Here is a 23,843-nt window from a genome sequence, read left to right as displayed (position 1 = left end):
GAGCGCCTGCGATGAACCGAAGTCGGTGCATCTCATCGACGCTACCGGTAGAACCCCGAAACCTGAGCCCAGGTGGCTTCGTTAACTCATGTTTGCCTCACGCGCCCGCGCCCCGCTCGCGCTACGTCCTTACCTCCTGCAGCTGAAGGGACAGCCATGCGACTTACGTTGCTGGAGCTGCTGTCGTGGATCTCGCTCGGTGTGGGGTTAGTTAGCTCGGCCTTGATCGTCGTCGACACCCGCGTCCTCGGGTACCGCCAGCCGATCAAGATCATGGAGTTCGTCTGGGCCGTAACCGGGGCCTACCTCGGCCTGGCGGCCATCATGGCCTACCGGCGTTGGGCTAGGCCACAGTCACCCCGGTGGCAGCAGCGCCACGGCAGGCCGCCGAGACGGCCGCGGCAAATAGCCATTCTGACCGGGCTCTGCCACTGCGGCGCCCACTGCGCTCTTGGCGTCATCCTCGGTGAGCTGGTGATATTTTTCAGTGGCATTAGCTTAGGGCGTGACACCCTGTGGGCCAACTACATCAGTGACTATTCAGGAGCGATCGTCGTAGGTGTGACATTCCGATACATCACCTCGGTTCGTAGAGGTCGGCAAAGAATGCGGGACGCGTTCGTGAATGTCGCCAAGGCCGACCTGCTCGCTGTGACCGCCTTCGAGATAGCTCTGTTCATCTGGTTGGCGATCTCGCAGTATGTCACCGACTCGGAGCCATCAATGGATCCGTCGACCCCGGTATTCTGGTTCTTCATCCAGATCGGGCTGGCCTGCGGGTTCATCGCCGCATGGCCCGCAACCGCCTGGCTGGTCCGTCGTGGAATCAAAGTAACGCCGGAGCACGGACCAAACCGTAGGCGGTAGCCGAGCGCCAACTGGCATGTGCGCCAGGTAGACGGGCGACAAGTGTCGAACGACTATCTCGGAACAAGCTCGAGCCATTTGGATGGACTCTGGAGTCCAGCACACTCCCACTGCGGAGGCGTTCCAGCTTCCGCTCTGATCCGCGAGCAGCCGACGTACGCCGCAGGCCCGGCCATGGTCAGCGCCAGGCGCACCCCGCTTGCGGGTAGCTGCGGCGACGTCTTAGGGTGGACCAAGTCGTCCATGTAGTCTCGTGGTCGACGGAGCGACCGAACTTCCCGGGGCAACCGCCTGCCGCTACTCGAGGACGGAGCGTGCAGGAGCCAACAGCCGCAGGACCGACTGCGGTGGCGGGGCATCGAGGCCCGACCGAGATCAGGACATAGTCGACAAACGGCGCGACGAATTAGACACCACCTAGACGGAACAACGGCACGTCAGCACCGCATACGGCACGGAACGACAATCCAGCATCGCCGCAAGCCGAACCTCAAGAAGGAGCAAGAAATGAACGACGCCGAGCAGCGCGCCGAGGATCTGGCGATCCTCGAACAGCTCAACCTCGACTACATCCACTCGGACGAGACCAGCGATGCCAAGCGCTTCAGTGAATTCCTCGCCGAAGATTTCATCACGCAGACGCCGGGTGTCACCCGCAACCGCGAGGAGTACCTCGAATACATCGCCAAGCCCCGGCCCATCAAAGACATCGTTCTGCGCGACTTCAAGATCCGCATCCTCGGCGACGTCGCGCTGATCCACGGCCGCGTCACATACACCATGATCGCCGATGGAGTGGAGCAGGAAGCGCTGTACACGGACGTGTACCAGAAGCGCGAGGGCACCTGGGTCTGCGTCTCCGCCTGCGCGATCGCTCCGGGCGCCTGACCCGCCACCATGTCTGACATTCCAGCCCAGACACGTTACGAACAATTCGTCGAACTCCATCGTGGCCCCGACACATTCATCATGCCTAACGCATGGGACGGTCCGTCGGCCCTGCTCTTCAAAGAGGCCGGATTCAGGTCCATCGCGACCTCTTCTGCGGCCTTCGCCGCAACACTGGGCCGGCTCGACGGTATCCACGCCATCAGCCGCAGAACGCACCTTGACCATGCCGCCCTACTCACGTCCGTGAGTGGCCTGCCGGTCAACGGCGACTTCGAGGATGGCTACGGCGAGGCTCCCGAAGATGTCGCGGCCACTGTCGACGCTGCCGTTGCCCGCGGTCTCGCCGGCATCGGGGTTGAGGACACCACTGGTGACCCCTCTAACCCGATTCGTCACTTCGATGACGCGGTTCGCCGCATCGAGGCCGCCGCCGCGGTCGCACGCGGGCGGATCGTTTTGACGGGCCGTACGGACAACTTCCTGTGGGGGATTTCGGACCTCGATGACACCGTGCGCCGTCTCGCGGCCTTCGCGGAAGCGGGAGCTGACGTCCTGTACGCGCCGAACCTGCCGGACGTGGCCTCGATCAGCGCAGTCGTCAAGGCTGTCGCGCCCAAGCCGGTCAACGTCCTCGTCAGCCCCAAGGACACGGCCACCCTCGCGGAACTCCAGACGATCGGTGTACGCCGGATCAGCCTCGGAGTCGACCCATACACGCACGCTCTCGGCGCTACACGGGCGGCTGCGGCGAAGCTAGCGGCGGGAGACCTGACGGCGCTCGCGTCAGAGCTCAGCTTCGGCCACATCATCGACCTCATCAATGCCTAAGACGGCCACCCAACCGGGCGGCCGCGCACTGGTTTCCATGCGACCAGATCGCAACGTGAGCTGTCTTGAATGCCCGCACGACTCGCGCGGAACGTTCTCGGGTGCTTACAGAAGGGAGCCCTGCCAGGAGCATGCGATAACTGAGGAGAAAATATGATCGAACCCAAAGTGGCGTCGCCGGCACACCACGCATCGCAGGTGTCCGTGGTCACGTCGTCGTCCTGCGCCGCGGCCGTCCCGATCGAGCCTGCAGCGGTCCGCGCCACCGCGGAGCCCGGTAGCAGGCGGGGTTGGGCGTCGGTTGGTGCGCTCGCGCTCGGCGCGTTCGTCATCGTCATGACGGAGACGCTTCCGGTGGGGCTGCTGCCGCAGATTGCCGACGGACTGGATGTCTCGCTCGGCCTCGCAGGGCTGATGGTGCTCGTGCCTGGTTTCAGCGCCGCGGTGTCAGCGCCGCTGTTCTTCCTCCGTTCCAGCCGCTTCAACCGGCGCTCCGTCATCCTTGTCCTGGGTCTCACGGTGCTCGTGTCGAACGCGGTCGTCGCCGTGGCGCCGAATTTCGCCGTGGTGCTGATCGCCCGTATGCTCTTCGGCGCCACCCTCGGAGCCTTCTGGACCGTGGTCTCACCGGTCGGACCCAAACTGGTGGGCCGGTCCGGCGGCACTCGCGCCATCACCATCATCGCGGCGGGTATCTCGGGTGGGACGGTGGTGGGGCTGCCCGCGGGTCAGTTCCTTGGCAACCTCGTCGGCTGGCGTCTCGCCTTCGCCATTGCGGCGGCGGCGACGCTGCTGGTCGTGGTCGCGCAGACGGTCGTGCTGCCGGGTATTCCCCCGGACGGGCGTACGCACCTGCGTGATCTCGTGGGAGTCGTGACGCGACGGGCCGCCCGGTTTGGGATGGCAGCGGGCGCCGTGGTGTTCATCGGACAGTTCACCGCCTGGACGTACATCACCCCTTTTCTTATGGACCACACGCAACTGTCCAGCGACGTGATCTCTCTGCTCTACGTCATCTACGGCTGCGGTGGCATCGTCGGCTCGATCGTGGCCGGATCGCTGTTCAAGCGCGGAGTGATCGGCAGCTTCGCCGGGGCGGCGACGGTGGTGGCCGCATTACTCATCGGGCTGGCGTGCGCGGGCTCGTTACCCTGGCTGGCTGGCCTGTTGCTCGTGCTGTGGGGCCTGTTCTGGGGAATCGTGAACCCGGGAACGCTGGTCTGGATACTCGACGCCGCTCCGGAAACCCCGGAGGCCGCGTCGGCCGTGAACGTGACGAACCTTCAGATAGCCCTGGCGGCAGGATCTGGCCTCGGCGCGATCCTTGTTTCGTCGACAACCCTGCAGATGGTGTTTCTCACGGCGGGCTTCATTGTCCTTACCTCCGCCGTGCTCGCCGCGGTGGCGGCACGGCTCGTGACCCTCGCCCGGAGGGAATGACGAGACCGGAACGAGGCGAGGGGTGCCGGGCACGTAGTCGTGCGCAAGAACCGCCGGCATGGTTCAGAACAAGAGAAAGACGGCTCGATGCAACACGTAACCCCAGCGACCAACCTGGGCCGCCGGGTCCGAACACTCCGGCTTGCATTCCTATCTGCGGTGGTCTCACTGGTGGCCGCGTTTGCCGCAGTGGGCTCGACGATCCCGCTCTTCAACATCTACCGGGCCGAGGACGGGTTCACCAACGCCGACATCTCCCTGACCGTCGTCGCCTACTCCGCCGCTACTCTCAGCACACTGCTGGTGCTGGGACGACTGTCCAACCACGTGGGCCGACGGCCTGCGGCGATCGCCAGCCTCGGCCTGCTCGTACTGGGTTGTCTGCTGCTGTTGAACGTGCACCACATCGGCATCCTGATCGCCGGTCGGCTCCTGATGGGCCTCGGCGCCGGGCTGGCCAGCAGCAGCCTCACCGCCTACATCGTCGACGCCGCACCCACCAGGCCGACCTGGCTGGCCTCCGTCGCTTCCAGCCAGACAGTCATGCTCGGTCTCGCCGTGGGCGCCATCGCCTCCGGCGCCCTCGTCCAGTTCGGCCCCTGGCCACGTGACCTCATCTACCTGGTTGTCATCAGCCTGCTCCTACTGTCTGCCGCGCTCGTCGCCATCAGCCCGGAGACCGCGACTGCCTCGCCGGGCGGCTGGCGTTCCCTGCGCCCCAGCGTTCGGGTACCGGTCCGCGTCCGGCATCTGCTCCCCGTCGCGGCCGCCGTGTTCCTGGCCACCTGGGCAACAGGGGCCTTCTACCAGGCATTCGTGCCCGCACTGGTCGAAGATCAACTGCACACCAACAGCTCGCTCGTCCTTGGACTTGTGTTCGCCGCGTACATGGGCCCCAGCGCTCTGAGCGCCCCCCTTGGCGGCCGGTTCTCACCAGCGGCAGCCCAACGAATCGGCATGATCGCCTTCCTGGCCGGATGGATCGGCATCATCACAGCGATTACCACCGCCGCGCTGCCGTTGTTCATCACCGCAACTGTCGTGGCGGGAGCCGCTCAGGGCATCGCCATCAGCGCCGCCACCCGCGGCCTGCTGGCCGGCAGCACCCTGCACGACCGGGCACCGATCTTCGCCGTCGTATATCTCCTCAGCTACAGCGGCGCGACCATTCCCAGCCTCATCGCCGCTCAACTCTCCAGCGTCTTCTCGGTGCCGCACATCGCGTTCGGGTACGGCGCACTTGCCGTCCTCGCCACGGCGTTCACTGTCATCGCTGCGCGCGACTCAGAAATCGACACGACCAGCCGGCCCAGCGCTTCACCCTTGAGGGTGTAGGGCCGGGGGCAGGGCATCGGCGGTTCACACTGGGCCTGGCAGGTCGATGAGCGAGCGTTTCCGCGTGGGCGTCCGTCCTCAGGACCAGTTCAGCCGACGTAAACCCTCATGCCGTTCCGGCGCTCGCCACGATTTCGCCGTTCATGCCGGCCGGGTAGAAGCCACCCGAAGCCGCCGGGGTCATGCTCAAGTAGGCGATGTTCAACACGGACTGGGCCGATCGGCCGTAGCACATACCATTTTCGTCCGTGGGGATGAAATTCGGGTCCGCCGCCGTGCCGACACCCTGGTCGTCATCCGCCGCACCATCAAGACTGTTACGCGCGTCGGAAATCTTTTGTACCGAGTCAAAGACCGTGTCGTCGGTGAGTCCGGCGCTGTAGAGCGCGGATCGGACAATCCCCGCGTGGTATGCCTCGGTGGCCAGCAGGCCGGCGGCCGCATCAAGGTACGTCTTGTTCGACAACAGTTTTGCGGATCCCTTGAACGCCGACACTCCGACGTCTTCGAAGAGGAACGCCGCAAAGAGGAAATTGAGGTCGTTCGCGTACGGGTCGAAGCTTTGGCCCTGCTCGATCAGGCCGGCGGCGGTCGCCGCCGAAGTGAAGCTCGCGTCCAGCGAGATCGCGGGACGAGCAACAGCGGCATTACCGAGCGCGGCTCGCAAGAAGGCCACATGCTGCATCTCGTCGGAGGCGATCTCCTTCGCGAACCTCTGCACGAATTTACTGCTGAAGTTGACTGACCCTCCGCCGGACACCTCGCCGCGCACCCCGGTCCCGGTGGTCATCTCGTCAGGAAGCCCGGATCCCGTCGTCGCGCGGAGATAGAACTCAGCCTCGAGATACTCGAGATTGAGCGCGAAGTTGAGGATTGCCGCGTCACTCGGCGAGCCACCACCCGCCGGGTCGGCTTCGCACACGCCCGGATCTACCAAGGCGGAGAGCCTTCGCCGATCCGATTCGGATTCTGCACTGCGTGACACTGCCTCTGAGATGAACAGTTATCCATGCCGCCTCCGTTTTGGCCATCCAGGTCCCCTAGCTGTCCGCGCCGGCCGACCTGACTGGAAGGGATGAGGCTCACGTTAGTTGTGCCGACGAAAATCAGGGATTGTTTGCCAAAGGCGGTACGGGACGAATCAAATTCGACTACGCTCCGCTCGGCGGTGTTCGCCCGCCGGGGCCTCGCCGTCCTCGGCCAGCGCGAGCACGAGCCGATCCCGTTCGGCGGCAGTGGAAGCGATCCGGCCGGTGAACGACCTGCGGGACGAGGGGTGGCCGTGGTCGACCGCGAGCAGGGCGACAGAAGCCGGTCAGGTCAGGCATGCCCTTCGAAGGATTCGGTACTCCGGCAGCGACGTCCGTAAGGCCGTTCGGCGCCGCCATGATCGTGTTGTGGGCCACCGAACGGGGTCGGCTGTTCATCGTCCCGGCGCACGGGCCGGCCGGGTTCGTCGTCGAACCGGGTGCCGGCGGCGGCGAGCGCGTCGATGTGCGGCGTGCTCACGTTCGGGTCCCCGTAACAGCCCAGCTGGTCGCGACGGCCGCCGAGTAGGGCCGTACCAGGCAGCCGGTCGCGCCCGGCGCAGCTCGGGCGTGTGGATGAAGGTGATCGCCCAGAAGAGCTCGTTCCACGCCCGCCGGAGGGCCCCGGTTCGGATGTGACCAGGCGTGCCAACCACCCGGTGGTGCACGTGTCGTGGAACGACGCGACCGCCTACGCCGCGTGGGCCGGCAAGCGCCTGCCGACCGAGGCCGAATGGGAGAAGGCCGCACGCGGCGGCCTCGACCAGGCCCGCTTCCCGTGGGGCGACGAGTTCACCGCGCGCGGCCAGCACCGCTGCAACACCTGGCAGGGCACGTTTCCTCGAAAGAACACCGGCGACGACGGCCACATCGGCACCGCACCGGTGACCGCGTTCCGCCCCAACGGCTACGGCCTCTACAACACCAGCGGCAACGTCTGGGAATGGTGCGCCGACTGGTTCAGCGCCGACTGGCATGCCGACCCCTCTCCGGCTACCCGCATCGACCCGGCGGGCCCGCCGGCCGGCGCGACGCGGGTCATGCGCGGCGGCTCCTACCTGTGTCACGAGTCCTACTGCAACCGCTACCGCGTCTCGGCCCGCACCTCGTCAACACCGGACAGCACGACCGGTCACGCCGGCTTCCGGTGCGCCGCCGATGCCCGAGCCCGCCTGGACGCGGGAGGGCGCCGAGCCGGACTACCGGTTCTCCCTCGCCAACGAACGCACGTTCCTCGCCTGGATCCGCACGGCGCTCGCCCTCCTGGCCAGCGCCATCGCGGTGATCCAGTTCCTGCCGGCGTCGGCGCTGGCAGGAGCTCGCACCGGCCTCGCGGCTGTGCTCGCCGTCGCCGGCACGCTGCTTCCGGTCGCCGCCTACCGCCGCTGGGCCCGCATCCAACGCGCCATGCGCCTCAGCCAGGGCCTCCCGTTCACCCCGCTGCTTGTTCTGCTGGCCGCCGCGCTGGGGGTGCTCGGCGCGGCCGTGGTGGTCCTCGCCGTCGTGTCGTGAGTGATCCGGGCCTGCAGCGGGAACGCACAGCGTTGGCATGGACGCGTACCGCCGCCGTCTCCGTCGTCAGCGCGCTGCTGCTGGTCCGTCTCGGCCTGCACACCGGCTCCCGGCCGCTGTTCCTGGCCGCCGGCGCGGCCGCGGCGCTCTCGGCGGTCCTCGTGCGCCGCCACGGCGGCCTGCTCGCCGTCACCGGTCTCGCCACCGCGACCGGCGCCCTGACCCTGGCGGGGCTCCTGCTGACGGCCTAGGTGCCCACGACGTATATCGACGATGTGGATGCCAATGTCGGCTAGTACGGCAGCCGCGGTTCGAGATTCCCCTGGCGGTCGGCCGGGCGCCGGCCGTCGTCCCCGTCGGGTCGGGTCGGTCGGGCACCCGAGCGGGTGACCGCCGCCGCGCCAGCGGTCACCCCGGCCTGGACCGCCTCGGCGAGGGCGGCACCCCGGGCCAGGGCGACGGCGAGTGCGCCGACGAACGCGTCTCCGGCACCTACGGTGTCCACCACCTCAACGTCAGGTGCCGGGCAATGTCCGGACCCGCCGGTCGGTTCGGCGTACACCGCCCCGGCCGCGCCGAGCGTCACCACCACCGAACAGCCGATCTCGGCCGCGGCCCGGACCGCCTCCTCCGGGGTGCGGATCACCGCGCCGCGCACCACCTGCGCCTCGGACTCGTTGACGACCAGGACATCGAGGGCGGCGAGCAGCCCCGGGTCGAGCGGGGTTGCGGGGGCGGCGTTGCAGACCGTCCGGGCGCCTGCCGCCGCGGCGACGGTCAGCAGGGCCCGGACCGCCGGCAGCGGCACCTCCAGTTGGCAGAGCACCACGTCACGGGGGCGCAAGACGGTGCCGACCCTCGCGACGTCCGTCTCGTCGAGGCGCGCGTTCGCTCCGGGCGCGACGGCGATCAGGTTCTCGCCGGCGCGATCGACGAAAACCAACGCGGTGCCGCTGGGCTCGGTGGCGTCGATGGTGACCGCGCTGTCGTCCACCCCGGCTTCGACCAGATCGGCACGCATCCGGCGGCCGTGGGCGTCGTCGCCGATGCGGCCGACCATCCGGACCACCGGACCTGTCGCTTCATCCGGCGCTGCTGCCGCACTGGCGGCGGCGACGGCCTGATTCGCGCCTTTCCCGCCGCTGAGCACACGCAGCCGGCCGCCGAGTACGGTCTCGCCGGGACCGGGGAGCGCGGGAACCTCAAGGACCAGGTCGGCATTGATGCTGCCAAATACAACGATGTCAGGCACAGGAATCTCCGGGAAGTATGGTGCGAGGTGAGGGAAACAGGACGCCCGCCTGGAACGGCCCGTGCTGCGTGGCCGCCGGCCACGAGGGACTGGCCAGCGGGCTGCTGAACGCCATACGGCAGGTGGCGCGCAGCGCTCGGCCTGGCACCCTTCGCCACCAGCACGGCGTACGCCGGCGACCGCGTTGCCGGTGGTCGCATGGCAGGCGTCGAGGCGCTGACGTCGGTGGCTCCGCCGCTTCTCGGCGTGGCGGTCCATCTCACGACAGCAGTGGCCGGGGTGGCGCTTCCACCCTCCCGGCCACCCGGCTGACGCTTTTGTCCTATTCGCCGGGGTAGCGCACCCCGATTTCTTCGCGGACGGCGTCCATCGTGGCCATCACCGCGATCGACTGCTCGTGGGTCATCAGCGGGCTCTCGACCTCACCCTCAACGATCAGCCGCTCGGCTTCCGCCGCCTGGTACTGCATACCTCTGCCGGTCACCGGCTCGTCGAACCGTTCAAGCTCCTGTCCCGTAACGCTCTTCACGGTGACCCGCGCGGGGGAGTACCAGACCGAGTCGATCTCGATCCGGCCCTCGGTCCCGAGCACCACGGCGGTGTTGGGGCCTCTGGTCTCCATGGAGGAGTACGACGTCGAGATGGCGTCGTTCTGGTGACGCAGGACCGTCGCAACGCAGAGGTCGACGCCGGTGTCTCTCAGGGTGCCACGCCCGGTGATTTCCACGGGGGCCCCGAGGATGTCATGGGCGAAGGACAGCGGGTAGACACCGACGTCCAGCAGGCAGCCGCCGGCGAGGTCGAGGTTGTTGAGCCGGTGCGCAGGGTCCGACGGGAGCCGCTGCGTGTGGTCGGCGTGCAGCGAGCGGACGTCGCCCAGGAGGCCGCGTTCGATGACCGACCTCACGTAGGCCATGTGGGGGAGGAAGCGCGTCCACATGGCCTCCATGACGAGGAGCCCCTTGCTGCGACCGAGCTCGAACACGGCACGGGCCTCGGCGGCGTTGACGGTGAATGCCTTCTCGACCAGCACATGCTTGCCGTTGTCGAGGGCGGCCATCGCGTTCGCGGCGTGGAAGTTGTGCGGCGTCGCCACGTAGACGACGTCGACGTCAGGGTCGGCGACGAGCTCGTCGTACGAACCGTGGGCGCGCTCGATGCCCCACTTCTCGGCGAAGGTGCGGGCGTTGTCTGTCGACCGCGACCCGACGGCGGCAACGCGGTGGCCGTGCGCGACGAGGTCGCGTGTGAAGGCGTTGGCGATGCCCCCGGTTGCGAGGATGCCCCAGCCCACCTCGCCCTTGGACATGGGCGTCGGTTGTACGTCGATCATGCGGCGTTCCTGTAGTCGAGGACGACCTGGAGGGCATCCTGAGGATTTTTGTCGAGCATGTCGAAGGCATCCGGTGCGCTCTTCGCGGGGATGACGTGGGTGACGAGGTCATCCAGGGCGAGCTTGCCGTCGTGCGCCAGTGACAGAACCGTGCGCGACATACGCAGGTCGTTCCAGCGGTGCTGAAGATGCGCTGCCACCCCGGAGATCTGGGAGCAGATGATGGCGATCCGGTTGTGGTGGAACTCCTCACCCAGCTGCAGAGGAGTCGCCGGACCTTGGAAGAACCCGCTGGCGACCACGCGGGAGTTGTAGCCGACGGTGCGGACGGCCTCGTGCAGCGCCTGGTAGGCGCCGCTCATCTCGATCACGACGTCCGCTCCCCGGTTGTCGGTGGCAGCGCGCACTGCCGCCGCGACGTCGTCACTGGTCGGGTCCAGCGTCTCGTCGGCGCCGAGCCGCTTGGCGAGGGCGCGCCGCGTGGGAACCGGGTCGACGACCGTGACCCGCGCTCCGTTGAGACGTGCCAGCTGGGCGACGATCTGGCCGGGCACGCCGGCTCCGAAGACGACCACCGATTCGCCAAGGTGAATGTCAGCGTCGAGGATCGCGTTGAAGGCGATCGCGCCGATCCGTCCGAAGACGCCCATCATCGGCTCGACGCCGGGCAGGAGCCGCGCCCTGGCGTACCCGACCGGGCGCACGACCGTCGCTCGGTGACCCCACGAGCCCCATACCAGCTCGCCAACGAGGTCCTCGTCGCTTGCGGAGCCGACTGCGGCCACCCGGCCGACCTCTTCGTAGCCCCAAGCATCGATGGGGTAGGACATGGTCGAGTCGCCCGGGACGAACAGCTTGCGCTCCGGGTCCCATTCACTCGTCAGGTAGGGGTTGGTGCCGCGATAGGCCGTCAGCTCGGTGCCAGCGGAGATGCCGGAGTACACCGTCTCCAGCAAGACCTCTCCAGGACCCGGTGTGGGGTCCTCGACCTCCACCACGTCGACGGTGCGCGGGGAGGAAAAACGGACAAGATGTCCCACGGGATTTCAGCTCCTGTTCTCAGTGGTTTGATCGGCGATCAGGCGGAAGACGAGCGCCTGCTCGGGGTACAGCATGGGTGCCTGCAGCCCGATGGCCTCCAGCGCTTTGCCGGAGATGACGGGACGGTCGACCCACCATGAGGGCTGCCCGCTGCGTGTGCGCACGAGGGCGCCGGCCGAGAGCGGGATCGGCTCGATGCGGTAGGCCAGGTCCGGATCCAGGGCCGGCAACGTGATCCGACCCTGCTGTGCGGCCGCAGAGGTATCGAGCGTGACGAAGGTGAAGAGCGCCCGTGTCCGGTCCTGGCTCACGACACCGTGGGCCCAGTAGGCGTCGTCGGGGTAGTCGCAGTGCACCGCTGTGCCGCTGTGCAGCAGATCGCGCTCCTGCTTGTACAGCGTCACCCAATCTCTGAGCTCGTTCAGCTCGTCGGGAGAGGCGTTGCGCAGGTCCCACTCGATGCCGAAGTGCCCGAACAGGGCGGTGGCCGCCCGGAAGGCCAGCGAATGCGTGCGGTCGGTCGTGTGGGCAGTCGGGGCGCCGACGTGGCTGCCGACCATCTCGGCTGGCAGCACGAGACCGGTCCAGCGCTGAATCCTCTGCCGCTCCAGCGGGTCGATGCAGTCACTTGCCCATACCCGGTCGGTGCGCTGAAGCACCTCGAGGTCGACCCGGCCACCGCCGGAGGAGCAGGACTCGATCTCGAGCCCGGGATGCCGTCGCCGCAGCTCGTCCATCAGGGCGTACGCCGCAAGGGTCTGTGCGTGCACCTTCGCCCTGCCGGTGAGGCGGTCGCCGGCCTCGACCAGGTCGCGATTGTGGTCCCACTTTATGTAGTCGATCTGGTACTCCGCGATGGCCGCGCTGATCGATTCGAGCACGTGGTCGAAGGCCTCTGGAATGGCGAGGTTGAGCACGTGCTGGTGGCGGCCTGTGAGGGGAAGGCGTCCGTCGCCCGGCGCCAGGATCCACTCGGGATGCGCGCGGGCGAGCTCCGAATCGTCATTGACCATTTCCGGCTCGAACCAGAGCCCGAAGTCCATGCCCAGCCTCCGGACGGCCTCGACCAGCGGGTGGAGGCCCTTCGGCCAGACGGCCGGGTCGACCTGCCAGTCACCGAGCCCCTTCCGGTCGTCACGGCGGCCCAGGAACCACCCGTCGTCGAGGACGAAGCGTTCGGCCCCAACCTTGGCGCCATGCGTCGCCAGCTCGACCAGGGTGTCCACGTCGTGGTCGAAGTAGACGGCTTCCCAGGTGTTCAGGACAACGGGCCTGGGCGATGTCGGATGGGTAGGCCGCGCTCGCAGATGCTGGTGGAAGGCCGCCGCTACCGCATCGAGTCCGTTGCCGTGAACGGCGTACAGCCAGGGAGTCGTGTAGGTATCCCCGGGCTCGAGAGTCACCTCACCGGGAAGGAGAATCTCGCCGCCGCCGAGAACGCGTAGCCCGTTGAGGCCGAGCTCCGCGAATGTGACGTGGTTGCCGCTCCAAGCGGTGTGGACGGCCCATACCTCACCGCTACGGAAGCCGAAGTGAGCCGTTCCCGCCGCTAGCAGGAGGCTCGCGTCGGAACCGGTGCGCCCGCGACGGCCCTCGCGTACGTGCGTGCCGGCGTGGAAGGGATGCCGCTGCGGGCTGCGCTCCCGCAGGTGACGCCCGGTGAAGTCGAGAATCTCCTGCGCCTCGGTGGGAACCGGGAGCACCAGGCGCATGCCATTGACCGTGAAGGTTCCGCTCTGCGCGGTGTTGGTCAAGGCCGCCTTCACGCGCGCGACTCCCTCGGCCGAGAGCTCGATGGTCGTCGTCAGGGCGACCTGGACGGCCTCGTCGACCGCCCGGCTCACGAGTACCTGACCCTGGTCCGGCTGGCCGGACAGCTCGTGCCCGGTGGCGACGAACCGCGTGCTGAAGGCGGTCCCGTCCCGATGTCCCTCCAGGCCGGGAGTGCCCATCCAGCCGGCGGACTGCTCGGGTAGCACGCCGGGGTAACGGTGCTGCCCAGGCAGTCCGTCCGCGCCGTACTGCGCCTCGCTCAGGGTGGCCAGGAACTGTTCGTGGGCGGGGTCGTCGTCCAGTCGCGCCCCCCAGTGCAGAACCCGCGGCACGCCCGAGCTGACGTCGACCACGAGCGACGTGGTCGCGGCGGTCAGCGTGCGAACAGACCGGACGGAGCCGCCTGTCGATACACTCATGTGCGCTCCAGTTATTATTTCACCGCGAAACTAAGCGGAGAGCATGCCACACAGATCGCCGGCGGACGACCCCCTGTTCCCGAGCGGTCGAGGACCGGTCCCGCGGATCAGGAGGATTGATGCACCCGGACCTGCCTGACACATCGAAGGCGGTGGCGGTCGACATCCTCGTGCACGGTGCCCAGTCCCGGGCGCAGCTGGCGAAGAAGACCGGTCTGTCGGCACCGACGCTGACCCGCCTCGTGCGGCCGCTGCTCGACGCGGGTGTCCTGGTGGAGTCCCACTCCGTGCGCACACCCGGCCGCGGGCGGTCGTCGGTCCTCCTCGATGTGGTCGCCGACGACTACCGGTACGTGGGTGTAAAGCTCACCAGTGAGTCGATCTACGCGGTGCTCACGAACCTCCGGGCCGAGGTGCTGGACAGCGAGACGCTGCCCGAGCCGTCGCTGAACGTACCGGACGTCGTGTCCTGCGTCGCCGGCGTCGTCTCCCGGATGGCGGCGAGGGCCGGCCGGCCCGTGCAGGGCGTCGGCGTGACCGTGGGCGGCCGGGTGGACAAGGGCGAGACCGTGGCCGACTCGCCTTTTCTGGACTGGCACGAGGTGCCGTTCCGCACCTTGCTCGCCGAGCAGGTCGATGCCCCGTTGTTCCTGGCCAACGACGTCGTGGGCCTCACGATGGCGCAGCAGTGGTTCGGCTACGGCCGCACGTATCCGGACTTCGCCCTGCTGACGGTCGGTGCCGGCGTGGGGTACGGGCTCGTGATCAACCACGAGGTTGTCCCGACGATGGTGAGCCCGATCAGTCACCTACCGGTCAACCCGCACGGACCGCTGTGCCCCGCTGGCCATCGCGGCTGCATGATGGCCTTCGTGACCTCTGGGGCGATGGCCAATGCCGTCTCCGTCGCCCGCGGGCGGCCCACGACCTACGAGCAGGTGCTCGGGCTCGCCGAGGCCGGTGACCGGGTGGCCGCGCGCGTCGTCGCGGAGGCGGCACACGCTGTCGGCCGCGCGGCGGCGGCGATCACCTCGCTGACCGGAGTCGAGCGCATCATTCTGTCCGGCGAAGGCGTGCGACTTGTGGAGATCGCGCCTGACAGCCTGCACGCCGGTCGCATCGAGTACGCCGACGGGCAGGAGAGCGGCCTGGACCCCGTGATCCGACCGATGGATTTCCTCGAGTGGGCTCGAGGAGCGGCAGTGGTCGCGATCCAGGCCAGCTTCCCGTCAAACTTGCCTGCTGCCCCTTGACGGCCTAATTTCGCGGTGAAACTATATCGGCCGGATCCCCCGTGTGCATAACAGGGCAAATTCACCGAGAGGCCGACGCATGCGCATCCCACCTCTGAAGATCCTGGCCGCCACCACAGCGTGCCTTCTGTTGGCGGCGTGCACCGGAGGAGTCCCCGCTTCCTCCGACAGCAACTCCAAGACCCTCAAGTACCTGATCGAGGAGCCGGAGGACGCGGAAGCTCTGAAGGCTCTCAAGGAGCACATCGCCGACTTCGAGAAGCGGTCCGGCATCGACGTAGAGGTCAGCACGCTTCCCCTCGACAACATGCGCACGGTCCTGCAGACGCAGCTCCGCTCCGGTGAAGGACCCGACGTGTTCAGCTGGGGCTCGGGCCCGAGCTTCGGTGGGGCCCTGGTGAAGGCCGGCCTCGTGCAGGACCTGACCAACGCCTACGAGAAGTACGACTGGAAAGTCTTCGACTTCGCCAAGGAGCGAGTCACCTACGACGGGAAGGTCTACGGCGTCCCGGGCGAACTCGAGACCGTCGGTCTCTTCTACAACAAGAAGATCTTCGCCGATCTCGGGCTCAACCAGCCGCAGAACCTGAATGATCTCAAGGTGGCCGCGGAGGCGATCCGCAAGGCCGGCAAGGTGCCGTTGGCCGTCGGCGACAAGGAAGCGTGGGAGGGCGGGCACCTCCTCAGCATGGCCCTGTCGAGCGCGGTCGGCGGGAACGGGATTGAGGCCCTGCTCAGCGGCCAGAAGTCCTGGAAGTCCCCGGAGGTCGCGGCAGCGCTGCAGCTGTGGGCGGACTTCAACAAGGCTGGGTACCTGCCCAAGTCACCCACCTCCGTGGACTACGACACCTCGACCGCGATGTTCTTCTCCGGTGAGGCCGCCATGATTCCGACCGGCAGCTGGCTGGTCGGCGAGATCGACGACAGCGCGGACTTCGAGGTCGGCTACATCCCGTTCCCGGCGCCCAATGGCCCCGGAATCTTCACCGGTGGACTGGGCTCCGGTCCCTGGATCTCCAAGACCGCGCGGAACAAGGACGCCGCGGAAAAGTTCCTCGACTTCCTCCAGTCAGAGGAGCATGGCCGCTGGACAGTCGAGAACCTGCACACGATCCCACCGCGGCCCATGGACACCGCCAACCTCGACGTCTCGCCCATGTTGGCGCAGGTGCTGAACGACACCGCCAAGGTGAGCGCCGGCGGCGACTTCGGCTACAACATCGACGTGATGGCCTCCGACACGTTCAACAAGGCGATGTACGACGGTGTGCAGGCGATCCTCACCGGTCAGCAGACCGCTGAGGAAGTCGCCGCGAGTCTCGAGACAGCGGCCAAGCGGTGACTGCAGGCGCTCCGGCCAGGGCGACAGCTCCGGCGCCGACCACGGCGCCGGAGCGGGGAGCGACAACCCGTCGCCGCTTGCCCTGGCGAACCGTCAACGCGGAGACTCCGCGCGTCACGCGCAGGGCGCAGGCGCGGCTGGGCGTGATCATGGTGGCTCCGCTGACCGCCATGGTGGCGGTCTTCCTGCTGCTGCCGATGGCGAACGCGGTCTACTACGCCTTCGTCGATTTCAACGGCTTCGATCCCAGCCCGCCGTGGATCGGGTTCTCGAACTTCACCGAGTTGGTGCAGGACCCGGACGTATGGGCCGCGTTCAAGAACAACGTCATCTGGATTGTCATCGGTACGTCCGCTCCCATCATTCTCGGGCTGGGCCTCGCCGTGCTGGTCTGGAACGTCCGGCGCGGGAGCGTGCTCTACCGGATCGCGTTCTTCCTGCCGTTCGTGCTGCCACAGGTCGCCGTCGGAGTCGTCTGGGGCTGGATCTACGAACCCTCGCGAGGCTGGCTCAATCGCGTCCTTGAGTCGGTGGGGCTGGGCTCTCTCGCCAGGGGATGGCTGGGTGACCCGAACACCGCGCTGTACGCCGTACTCGGCACCGCGATCTGGGCCACCGTCGGCTTCGTCTTCGTCATCTTCCTGTCGGCGTTGCGGAACGTCGACATCGACCTCGTCGACGCCGCCCGCCTTGACGGGGCGAACGGCTTCCAGCGGCTGCGCCACATCATCCTTCCGCAGATCATGCCGGTGTTCCTCATGGTCACCACCATCACGCTGGTGGGTGGTTTCAGCGTCTTCGACATCGTCTTCGTCATGACCGGCGGCGGCCCAGCCGGCGCCACCGAGGTCCTCGGGACCTACGCCTACAGCAGCGCGTTCCAGCTCAACCGGATCTCCTACGGCACCACGCTCGCGCTGATGATCACGGTGATTTCGATCCCGTTCGCCGTCTGGATGAACCGACTGCAACGCAAGCTCTCACTCCAAGGAACGGGCGCATGAGTGACAAGACCCCTGGATCCAGCACGCGTGACCGCCTACTCCTGACCGGTAAGCACCTTCTCCTGCTCAGCATGTCCGCGTTGATGCTCTTCCCTCTGGTGCTGACGGTCTCCACGGCCCTAAAGAGCGGCCACGATGTGAAGGTGAACCCCTTCGGTCTGTTCTCGTCGTTCTCCACCGAGAACATCGTGAAGGCCTGGACGGTGGGGGACTTCGGCAGCTACGTGGTCAACAGCTTCCTGCTGTCGGTGCCGAGCACGCTGCTCGTCGTGGTGCTCTCGACGATGGCCGGGTACGCGTTCGCGCGACTGCCGTTCCCCGGGCGCAGTCTCCTGTTCTACCTGGTGGTCCTGGGCCTGCTCGTGCCGTTCTTCACCTACATGATCCCGCTCTACTTCCAGCTCCGCAGCATGGGACTGCTGGACAGCCTGCTCGGGGTCAACCTGGTGCTGGCCAGCACCGGCCTGTCGTTCGGCACGTTCTTCATGCGCGCGTTCTTCTCCGACCTCCCGGTCGAGCTGGATCAGGCCGCTCGCATCGACGGTGCCTCCGAGTGGCAGATCTTCCTGAAGGTGGTTCTCCCTCTGGTCAGCTCGGGAATCGGCGCACTCGCCGTGTTCACCTTCCTGCAGAACTGGAACAACTTCCTCGTGCCACTGCTGTACATCCCCAGCGGCGAGTACCGGCCGCTGACCACGGGCCTGTACCTCTTCCTCGGTGGGCGCTCCATCGACATCGGGCCGCTGGCGGCGGGCACCCTTATCACCATCCTGCCCGTCGTGGTGCTCTTCGTCGCGTTGCAGAAGCAGGTCACCCAGGGCTTCCTCTCCGGCGCCGTCAAGGGCTGACCCGACCCCTCCTTCTTCCTTCAAGTCAGGACGCACATGCACGACGTACTTGACCTGCGCGACCTCGTGCCCGACGAGGCCGAGCAGCTCGCCCTCAGCGGGTACCCGGTCGGTGACCTGCGGGCGGCTGCTCATGAAGCGGCGACTCAGGGCGACCTCACCGGGCTGGCCGAGGTGCGGACGCGGCTCGCGAGACTCGAGCGGGATCCCGACTGGGACCACGAGGAGCCAGAGGACGACCGCGTGCTGCTGGATCACGCCGCCACCGCCCCGCTGGTCGAGGTCGACCGAGAGCTCCTGCCAGAGCGAATCCGGGGCGCCTGGCTCGGCCGCGCGGTCGGCAACACGCTCGGCAAGCCGGTGGAAGGCCTGACCCGCCCGGAGATCGAAATCTATCTCCGCGCTGCGGGCCAGTGGCCGCAGACGGGCTACCTTCCGCTGCTGGACCCGTTGCCCGAAGGAGTCGGCACGCTGCATCCGTCCGCAGCGGTCGCGACGGCCGGCCGCTTCGTCGACGTGCCCCGCGACGACGACATCGACTGGACGATCCTGGCCCTGCACGTCATGGAGACGCACGGAGCCGGCTTCACGACGGAGCAGATCGCCGCCGCGTGGCTGGACCGGGTGCCGTTCACCCAGACCTACACGGCCGAGCGGGCGGCGTACCGCAACCTGATCGGTGGTCTGCGCCCACCCGCCACCGCGACCACCGACAACCCGTACCGGGAGTGGATCGGGGCGCTCATCCGGGGCGACGCCTTCGGCTACGTGTCGCCCGGCGATCCCGCGGGTGCGGCCCGCCTGGCGCTCGTGGACGCCCGGCTGAGCCACACGGCCAACGGCAAGTACGGCGAGATGTGGGCGGCCGCGCTCGTGGCTGCGGCGCTCGCCGTCGACAGCATCGAGCAGGCTCTCCGCCACGCGCTGTCTGTGGTGCCGCCCCGGTCCAGACTCCATTCCGCCCTCGCTCATGTGCTTGCGCTGCGCCAGCAGGGCGCCGGGCGAGTCGAGGCCCTCGACTGGGTGGACGAGGCGCTCGGCGACTACCCCTGGGTGCACACGATCAACAACGCGGCGCTCATCTCGATCGGCCTGTTGTGGGGCGGGCACTTCATGGACGCGGTCGGCATCACCATCTCAGGTGGACGTGACACCGACTCCAATGCCGCGACGGTCGGCAGCGTCTACGGCGCCCTGCACGGGCCCGACGGTATCCCGGCGGAGCTGGTCGGAACCACGCACGTTCATGTCCGCAGCGCCGTGCGGGACTTCGACCGCATCACGATCACCGAGCTGGCCGCCCGGACTGCGCGGCTCGCGAGCACGCTCACGTCCGCCACCAGGGGGAGGTGACACATGACGTGGCGGGTCTTCAATGACCAACCCGCACTGATCGGCCATCGCGGAATGGGGCAGGGCCTCGTCGCCGGGTACCGAGAGAACTCGGTGGAATCCTTCCGCGCGGCGGCGGAGGCGGGGCTCGACTGGGTGGAGCTCGACGTCCAGCGCACCACGGACGACGACCTCATGGTGACCCATGACCCCGTTCTGCCGGACGGACGCTACATCGCGGAGATGACGAGCGGCCAGGCGGCGCGGCGCGGTCTGGTCCGGCTGGACGATCTTCTGGAGGAGCTGCCGCTCACCCTGGGTGTGGTATTCGACGTCAAGTCGGGGCTGCACGATGCCGCTCGGTCCGCGGACTCGACCACCGCGACACTCCTGGCGCGCTCCTGTGAGCGCACCTTGGGGGACAGGCCGGCGCTCGCTCTCTCGTTCGACCCAGGAGCCTTGAGACACATGCGCGAGGCCGTGCCCGACATGGCGCTCGGTCTGCTCACGTGGAAGCAGTTCCCCATCGGGCATGCCGTCGCGGCCGCCGCTCACCTCGACGTGCAGGTGCTCGCCGTACACACCAGCTCGCTGTGGCGCGACCCCTCGGCAAGCGCCACCGCGCCGTCGATCGAGAGCGTCGTCGAGAGAGTCCATTCCTCTCAGCGGCAGGTGCTGGTCTGGTGCCCGGACACGCGCGAGGCACTCGACTTCGCGGCGGCACATGTCGACGCCCTGGTGGTCGACGACGTGCCCCGGCACGTACAGGCGCTGTCCGAGTCCAGGAGTGCGGGAGACTCATGCGCCCGGTAGCTCTGTCGCCGCAGTTTCGCGAACGTTCCCTCGCCACGATGGCCGCCGACGGCGTCGACGTGCTCGTCGTCGGGGGTGGGGTCGTGGGAGCAGGCTGTGCGCTGGACGCCGCCACCCGGGGACTCCGGGTGGGACTGGTCGAGGCGCGGGACTTCGCAGCGGGAACGTCCAGCCGCTCGAGCAAGCTCATCCACGGCGGCCTTCGATACCTCGAGATGCTCGACTTCGGGCTCGTGGCCGAGGCGCTGAAGGAACGGAGCCTGCTTCTCAACGATCTGGCGCCGCACCTGGTTCGTCCCGTGTCGTTCATGTACCCGCTCATGCACCGCGGGTGGGAAAGGTTGTACGTCGGCGCGGGGGTCGCCCTCTACGACGGACTGAGCCTGCCGTCCCGGCGCCCGCGTGGTGTCCCCGGCCACCGACATCTGAGCCGGCGTAAGGCGCTCGCCCTGGCACCCGCGCTCCGTGAGAACGCGCTTGTCGGCGCCATCCAGTACTACGACGCGCAGGTCGACGACGCCCGGTACACGCTCTCCCTGGCCCGAACCGCGGCCGCCTACGGCGCCCACGTCGCGTCGCAGGCACGGGTGATGGATTTCACCAGGTCAGGCGACCGGGTGACCGGAGCTGTCGTACACGACCCGGAGTGCGACCGGACGATGACGATCGCGGCGAAGCACGTCGTCAACGCGACCGGCGTCTGGACGAACCAGACGCGGGCGCTGGCGGGTGGCGCCGTCTCCCCGTCGGTGCGCGCCAGCAAGGGAACGCACCTGGTGGTGCCGCGCGACCGGATCAACGCTCAGACCGGCATGATCCTGCGCACCGAGAAGTCGGTCCTGTTCGTGATCCCGTGGGGACGCCACTGGCTCGTGGGTACGACGGACACCGACTGGGGCTACGACAACGACGACTGTGTGGCCACGCGTAGCGACGTGGACTACCTGTTGGCCCGGGTCAACACCGTCCTGCAGCGCCCGCTGACCTCCGCGGACGTCGAGGGCGTCTACGCCGGGCTCCGGCCGCTGCTCTCGGGCGACTCCGACCTCACCACGACCCTGTCGCGAGAGCACACCGTGGCCAGCCCGCGTCCCGGTTTGACGATCGTCGCAGGCGGCAAGTTCACGACCTACCGGGTCATGGCCCAGGACGCGGTCGACGCGGCGGTCGCCGACCTGCGCGGGCTGCTCCAGTGGGAGATGCCCGAGTCATGCACGGCGAAGATCCCGCTGCTCGGGGCGGACGGCTACCCGGCGCTGTGGAACTCGCGGCATGCAATAGCCGAGAACGCGGCATTGCCGGTGCACCGGGTCGAGCATCTCCTCCGTCGCTACGGATCCCTGCTGCCTGAGGTCCTGTCCACGATCGAGGACGACGCAGCCCTCGCCGAGCCGGTTCACGGAGCGGAGGACTACCTGCGCGCGGAAATCATGTACGCGGTGACGCACGAAGGGGCGAGGAACCTCGAGGATGTGCTGACCCGGCGCACACATGTGCGCATCGAGACCTTCGACCGTGGACTCCGCTGCGCTGAGGAGGTGGCGGGCCTCGTGGCTCGGGCGTTCGGGTGGAGCGCCGGCCGTGTGGCGACGGAGGTCGAGAACTACCAATCACAGGTCGCCCTGGAGCGGGAACACGCGGACCTGTCCGACGAGCAGCTCACCGATTTCTTGCAGGCGAAGGTCGCATGACAGACGAGGCGATCCTGGCCCGTGCCCGCACGGCAGGCTACGAACGAGCCGGTGTGACACCGGGCGTCGCGCACATCGGCGTCGGCAACTTCCACAGGGTGCATCAGGCCGTCTACCTGGACGAGTTGCTGGCCCGACGTACCGACCAAAGTCTCTGGGGAGTGTTCGGCGTCGAGCTGCTCGGCAACCAGCACGCGACACATCGCGCATCGGCCTTCGCGAAGCAGGGAAACCTGTACAGCCACACCGTGTTCCATCCTGACGGCCGGCAGGAGTGGCGAGTCATCGGCTCGATCGTCGACTACCTGCATGGCCCCGCCGACCCGGCCGCGGTGGTCCACGCGCTCAGCATGCCGAGCATCCGGGTAGTCAGTCTCACCATCACCGAAGGCGGCTACCACCTCGACCCGGTCACCGGTGAGTTCCATGTCGACGAGCCGGAGATAGCCGCGGACCTCGCTCGGGAAGTTCCGGAAACGACGTTCGGCGTGCTCACCGCTGCCCTGCGCGCGCGAAGGGATGCCGGAGCGGGCCCCTTCACCGTTTTGTCCTGTGACAACTTGCCGGACAACGGCGCGGCTGCTCAGGCGGCGACCCTGGGTTTCGCGGAGGCGACCGATCCCGGACTGGCGCGCTGGATCGAGCGAAACGTGACCTTTCCCAGCTCCATGGTCGACCGCATCGCTCCCGCCGTTACCGCGCCCATCCGAAATCGGCTGAACAGGATCACCGGTCTACCGGACCGGGTGCCGGTCTTCAGCGAGGCCTACCGCCAGTGGGTCGTCGAGGACGAGTTCTGCAGTGGGCGGCCCGCCTGGGAGGAGGTGGGCGTGGAGATGCGCGCGGACGTGGCGGCGTTTGTCACCGTGAAGCAGCGACTCTTGAACGCGGCGCACTCGATGCTCGCCTATCCCGCGCTCCTCGCTGGGCACACATACATTCACGAGGCGGCCGCGGATCCGCTGCTCGCCGGGCTGGTCAGCACCTTCATGGCCGAAGATGTCGCGCCTAGGCTGCGACCGCCGAGCGGCGTGTCGCTGTCGGCGTACGCACGTCAGGTTCTGACGCGCTTCGGCAACCCGGCCCTACCCGACACGGTTGCGCGTGTCGCCAGTGACGGAGCGGCCAAGCTTCCGGCATTCGTCCGTGCCACCGCCGGCGAGCTGTTGCGTGGGGGTGACGTTCGCCGGTTGGCGCTGCTGGTTGCTGCCTTTCGGAAATACGTCAACGGGTACGACGGACGAGGCGAGGGGGTCGCGTCCGAGCCGAACCTGCACGACAGGGACTGGCGGTTGCTGCGGTCCGCCGACCCGCTGGCTGCGTTGGAGGCGGGTCCCTTCCAGGGATGGGGACTGGCCAGCCACGCGGGGTTCGTGGAGACGTACCGGACGAGTGTCGCCACGCTTGCCTCTGAGGGCGTGCACGCAGCTGTTCGTCGCGCGGTGGCCTCGCTCGAGAGTTGAGCCCGAGGCCCCCTGACCGATCACGGAGACTTAACGGGAATGTCTTTCCTGCTCACGTCCTGCCGCAGCCGAACAGTGTACGACCGCGCCGAGGACGGGCGTCTCACCCCGGCGGGGGAGTACGAGACGGTCGGGCTGGGCGGGTTACCGTCGGCGCGCCGGTCGACGCCCTGGCAGCGCAGGGGTCGCTGAGACATCACGACGGACTGCTGTTCGCGTCAACGCGGGCAGCACGCTGATCGTGTTCCGCCTTCGCTGACACTCCACCTCAGATGATCCTTCCTCTGCTGGCCTATCTCGACCCGTCGCCGCACGTGCCGAGCCGCCACCTAGCGGCGCTGCCACATGGGAGGGGCTGACCAGCTGAAAGTACGACCA

21 protein-coding genes and 1 pseudogene are annotated in these 23,843 nt (G+C 67.7%); 16 read left to right on the top strand and 6 right to left on the bottom strand.

Annotated elements, in window-relative coordinates; all coding sequences use genetic code 11:
• The first annotated feature begins 156 nt into the window (after positions 1-156).
• The 5 genes from ACSNOA_RS21315 (at position 157) to ACSNOA_RS21295 (ending at position 5,361) form a co-directional block, all read left to right on the top strand.
• Positions 157-867, top strand: coding sequence for a DUF4396 domain-containing protein (locus ACSNOA_RS21315; protein ID WP_436660835.1), 711 nt, complete (start codon positions 157-159; stop codon positions 865-867).
• A gap of 507 nt (positions 868-1,374) precedes the next feature.
• A complete protein-coding gene (locus ACSNOA_RS21310) occupies positions 1,375-1,755 on the top strand; it encodes a nuclear transport factor 2 family protein (protein WP_436660834.1) in 381 nt (126 codons plus the stop codon).
• Between the two features lie 9 nt (positions 1,756-1,764).
• Entirely contained in the window at positions 1,765-2,586 is an 822-nt protein-coding gene (locus tag ACSNOA_RS21305; protein ID WP_436660832.1) for an isocitrate lyase/PEP mutase family protein, read from the top strand.
• 153 nt (positions 2,587-2,739) lie between these two features.
• Positions 2,740-4,026, top strand: a complete 1,287-nt coding sequence (locus tag ACSNOA_RS21300) for an MFS transporter (RefSeq protein ID WP_436660831.1) — start codon at positions 2,740-2,742, stop codon at positions 4,024-4,026.
• A 159-nt stretch (positions 4,027-4,185) separates the two neighbouring features.
• Complete coding sequence (locus ACSNOA_RS21295; protein ID WP_436660829.1) at positions 4,186-5,361, top strand: MFS transporter; 1,176 nt, start codon at positions 4,186-4,188, stop codon at positions 5,359-5,361.
• Positions 5,362-5,467: 106 nt separating this feature from the next.
• Here ACSNOA_RS21295 and ACSNOA_RS21290 read toward each other — a convergent pair whose 3' ends face one another.
• A complete protein-coding gene (locus tag ACSNOA_RS21290; RefSeq protein WP_436660828.1) occupies positions 5,468-6,283 on the bottom strand; it encodes a ferritin-like domain-containing protein in 816 nt (271 codons plus the stop codon).
• A gap of 398 nt (positions 6,284-6,681) precedes the next feature.
• Entirely contained in the window at positions 6,682-6,870 is a 189-nt protein-coding gene (locus ACSNOA_RS21285) for a hypothetical protein (RefSeq protein ID WP_436660827.1), read from the bottom strand.
• Positions 6,871-6,961: 91 nt separating this feature from the next.
• Between ACSNOA_RS21285 and ACSNOA_RS21280 the strand changes: the two are divergent.
• From ACSNOA_RS21280 to ACSNOA_RS21270, 3 genes and pseudogenes are all read left to right on the top strand, one after another.
• A pseudogene (locus tag ACSNOA_RS21280) lies at positions 6,962-7,483 on the top strand (SUMF1/EgtB/PvdO family nonheme iron enzyme); the annotation flags it as partial.
• Positions 7,484-7,547: 64 nt separating this feature from the next.
• The gene (locus ACSNOA_RS21275) at positions 7,548-7,901 is read left to right on the top strand and encodes a YidH family protein (protein WP_436660825.1); all 354 of its coding nucleotides are present in this window, start codon (positions 7,548-7,550) and stop codon (positions 7,899-7,901) included.
• Positions 7,898-8,152 carry a DUF202 domain-containing protein gene (locus tag ACSNOA_RS21270; protein ID WP_436662394.1) on the top strand — a complete coding sequence of 85 codons (255 nt, stop codon included), beginning with the start codon at positions 7,898-7,900 and terminating at the stop codon, positions 8,150-8,152. The genes ACSNOA_RS21275 and ACSNOA_RS21270 overlap by 4 nt, the downstream gene beginning before the upstream one ends.
• Before the next feature lie 41 nt (positions 8,153-8,193).
• Here the strand turns inward: ACSNOA_RS21270 and ACSNOA_RS21265 are convergent, their stop codons facing one another.
• The 4 genes from ACSNOA_RS21265 to ACSNOA_RS21250 all read right to left on the bottom strand — a co-directional run bounded on the left by ACSNOA_RS21265 (position 8,194) and on the right by ACSNOA_RS21250 (position 13,719).
• Entirely contained in the window at positions 8,194-9,411 is a 1,218-nt protein-coding gene (locus ACSNOA_RS21265; RefSeq protein WP_436660823.1) for a ribokinase, read from the bottom strand.
• A gap of 64 nt (positions 9,412-9,475) precedes the next feature.
• Positions 9,476-10,462, bottom strand: coding sequence for a Gfo/Idh/MocA family protein (locus ACSNOA_RS21260; protein ID WP_436660822.1), 987 nt, complete (start codon positions 10,460-10,462; stop codon positions 9,476-9,478).
• Between the two features lie 20 nt (positions 10,463-10,482).
• The gene (locus tag ACSNOA_RS21255; RefSeq protein WP_436660820.1) at positions 10,483-11,526 is read right to left on the bottom strand and encodes a zinc-dependent alcohol dehydrogenase; all 1,044 of its coding nucleotides are present in this window, start codon (positions 11,524-11,526) and stop codon (positions 10,483-10,485) included.
• Between the two features lie 6 nt (positions 11,527-11,532).
• A complete protein-coding gene (locus ACSNOA_RS21250) occupies positions 11,533-13,719 on the bottom strand; it encodes an alpha-galactosidase (RefSeq protein ID WP_436660818.1) in 2,187 nt (728 codons plus the stop codon).
• A 119-nt stretch (positions 13,720-13,838) separates the two neighbouring features.
• Here ACSNOA_RS21250 and ACSNOA_RS21245 point away from each other — a divergent pair, with 119 nt between their 5' ends.
• The 8 genes from ACSNOA_RS21245 to ACSNOA_RS21210 all read left to right on the top strand — a co-directional run bounded on the left by ACSNOA_RS21245 (position 13,839) and on the right by ACSNOA_RS21210 (position 23,465).
• Positions 13,839-14,972 carry an ROK family protein gene (locus ACSNOA_RS21245; protein WP_436660817.1) on the top strand — a complete coding sequence of 378 codons (1,134 nt, stop codon included), beginning with the start codon at positions 13,839-13,841 and terminating at the stop codon, positions 14,970-14,972.
• Positions 14,973-15,051: 79 nt separating this feature from the next.
• A complete protein-coding gene (locus ACSNOA_RS21240; RefSeq protein WP_436660816.1) occupies positions 15,052-16,314 on the top strand; it encodes an ABC transporter substrate-binding protein in 1,263 nt (420 codons plus the stop codon).
• 77 nt (positions 16,315-16,391) lie between these two features.
• Positions 16,392-17,318, top strand: a complete 927-nt coding sequence (locus tag ACSNOA_RS21235; RefSeq protein ID WP_436660814.1) for a carbohydrate ABC transporter permease — start codon at positions 16,392-16,394, stop codon at positions 17,316-17,318.
• Entirely contained in the window at positions 17,315-18,166 is an 852-nt protein-coding gene (locus tag ACSNOA_RS21230) for a carbohydrate ABC transporter permease (RefSeq protein WP_436660813.1), read from the top strand. The genes ACSNOA_RS21235 and ACSNOA_RS21230 overlap by 4 nt, the downstream gene beginning before the upstream one ends.
• Before the next feature lie 36 nt (positions 18,167-18,202).
• A complete protein-coding gene (locus tag ACSNOA_RS21225) occupies positions 18,203-19,519 on the top strand; it encodes an ADP-ribosylglycohydrolase family protein (RefSeq protein ID WP_436660811.1) in 1,317 nt (438 codons plus the stop codon).
• A gap of 3 nt (positions 19,520-19,522) precedes the next feature.
• Positions 19,523-20,311, top strand: coding sequence for a glycerophosphodiester phosphodiesterase (locus ACSNOA_RS21220; RefSeq protein ID WP_436660809.1), 789 nt, complete (start codon positions 19,523-19,525; stop codon positions 20,309-20,311).
• The gene (locus ACSNOA_RS21215; protein ID WP_436660808.1) at positions 20,299-22,002 is read left to right on the top strand and encodes a glycerol-3-phosphate dehydrogenase/oxidase; all 1,704 of its coding nucleotides are present in this window, start codon (positions 20,299-20,301) and stop codon (positions 22,000-22,002) included. The genes ACSNOA_RS21220 and ACSNOA_RS21215 overlap by 13 nt, the downstream gene beginning before the upstream one ends.
• Positions 21,999-23,465, top strand: coding sequence for a mannitol dehydrogenase family protein (locus tag ACSNOA_RS21210; protein WP_436660806.1), 1,467 nt, complete (start codon positions 21,999-22,001; stop codon positions 23,463-23,465). The genes ACSNOA_RS21215 and ACSNOA_RS21210 overlap by 4 nt, the downstream gene beginning before the upstream one ends.
• The last annotated feature ends 378 nt before the right edge of the window (positions 23,466-23,843 follow it).

This window comes from Micromonospora sp. URMC 103, assembly GCF_051386435.1.
Classification (GTDB): Bacteria; Actinomycetota; Actinomycetes; order Mycobacteriales; family Micromonosporaceae; genus Micromonospora.
The sequence above is the reverse complement of the archived record's forward strand: the minus strand, read 5'-3'. Positions and strand labels throughout refer to the sequence as shown.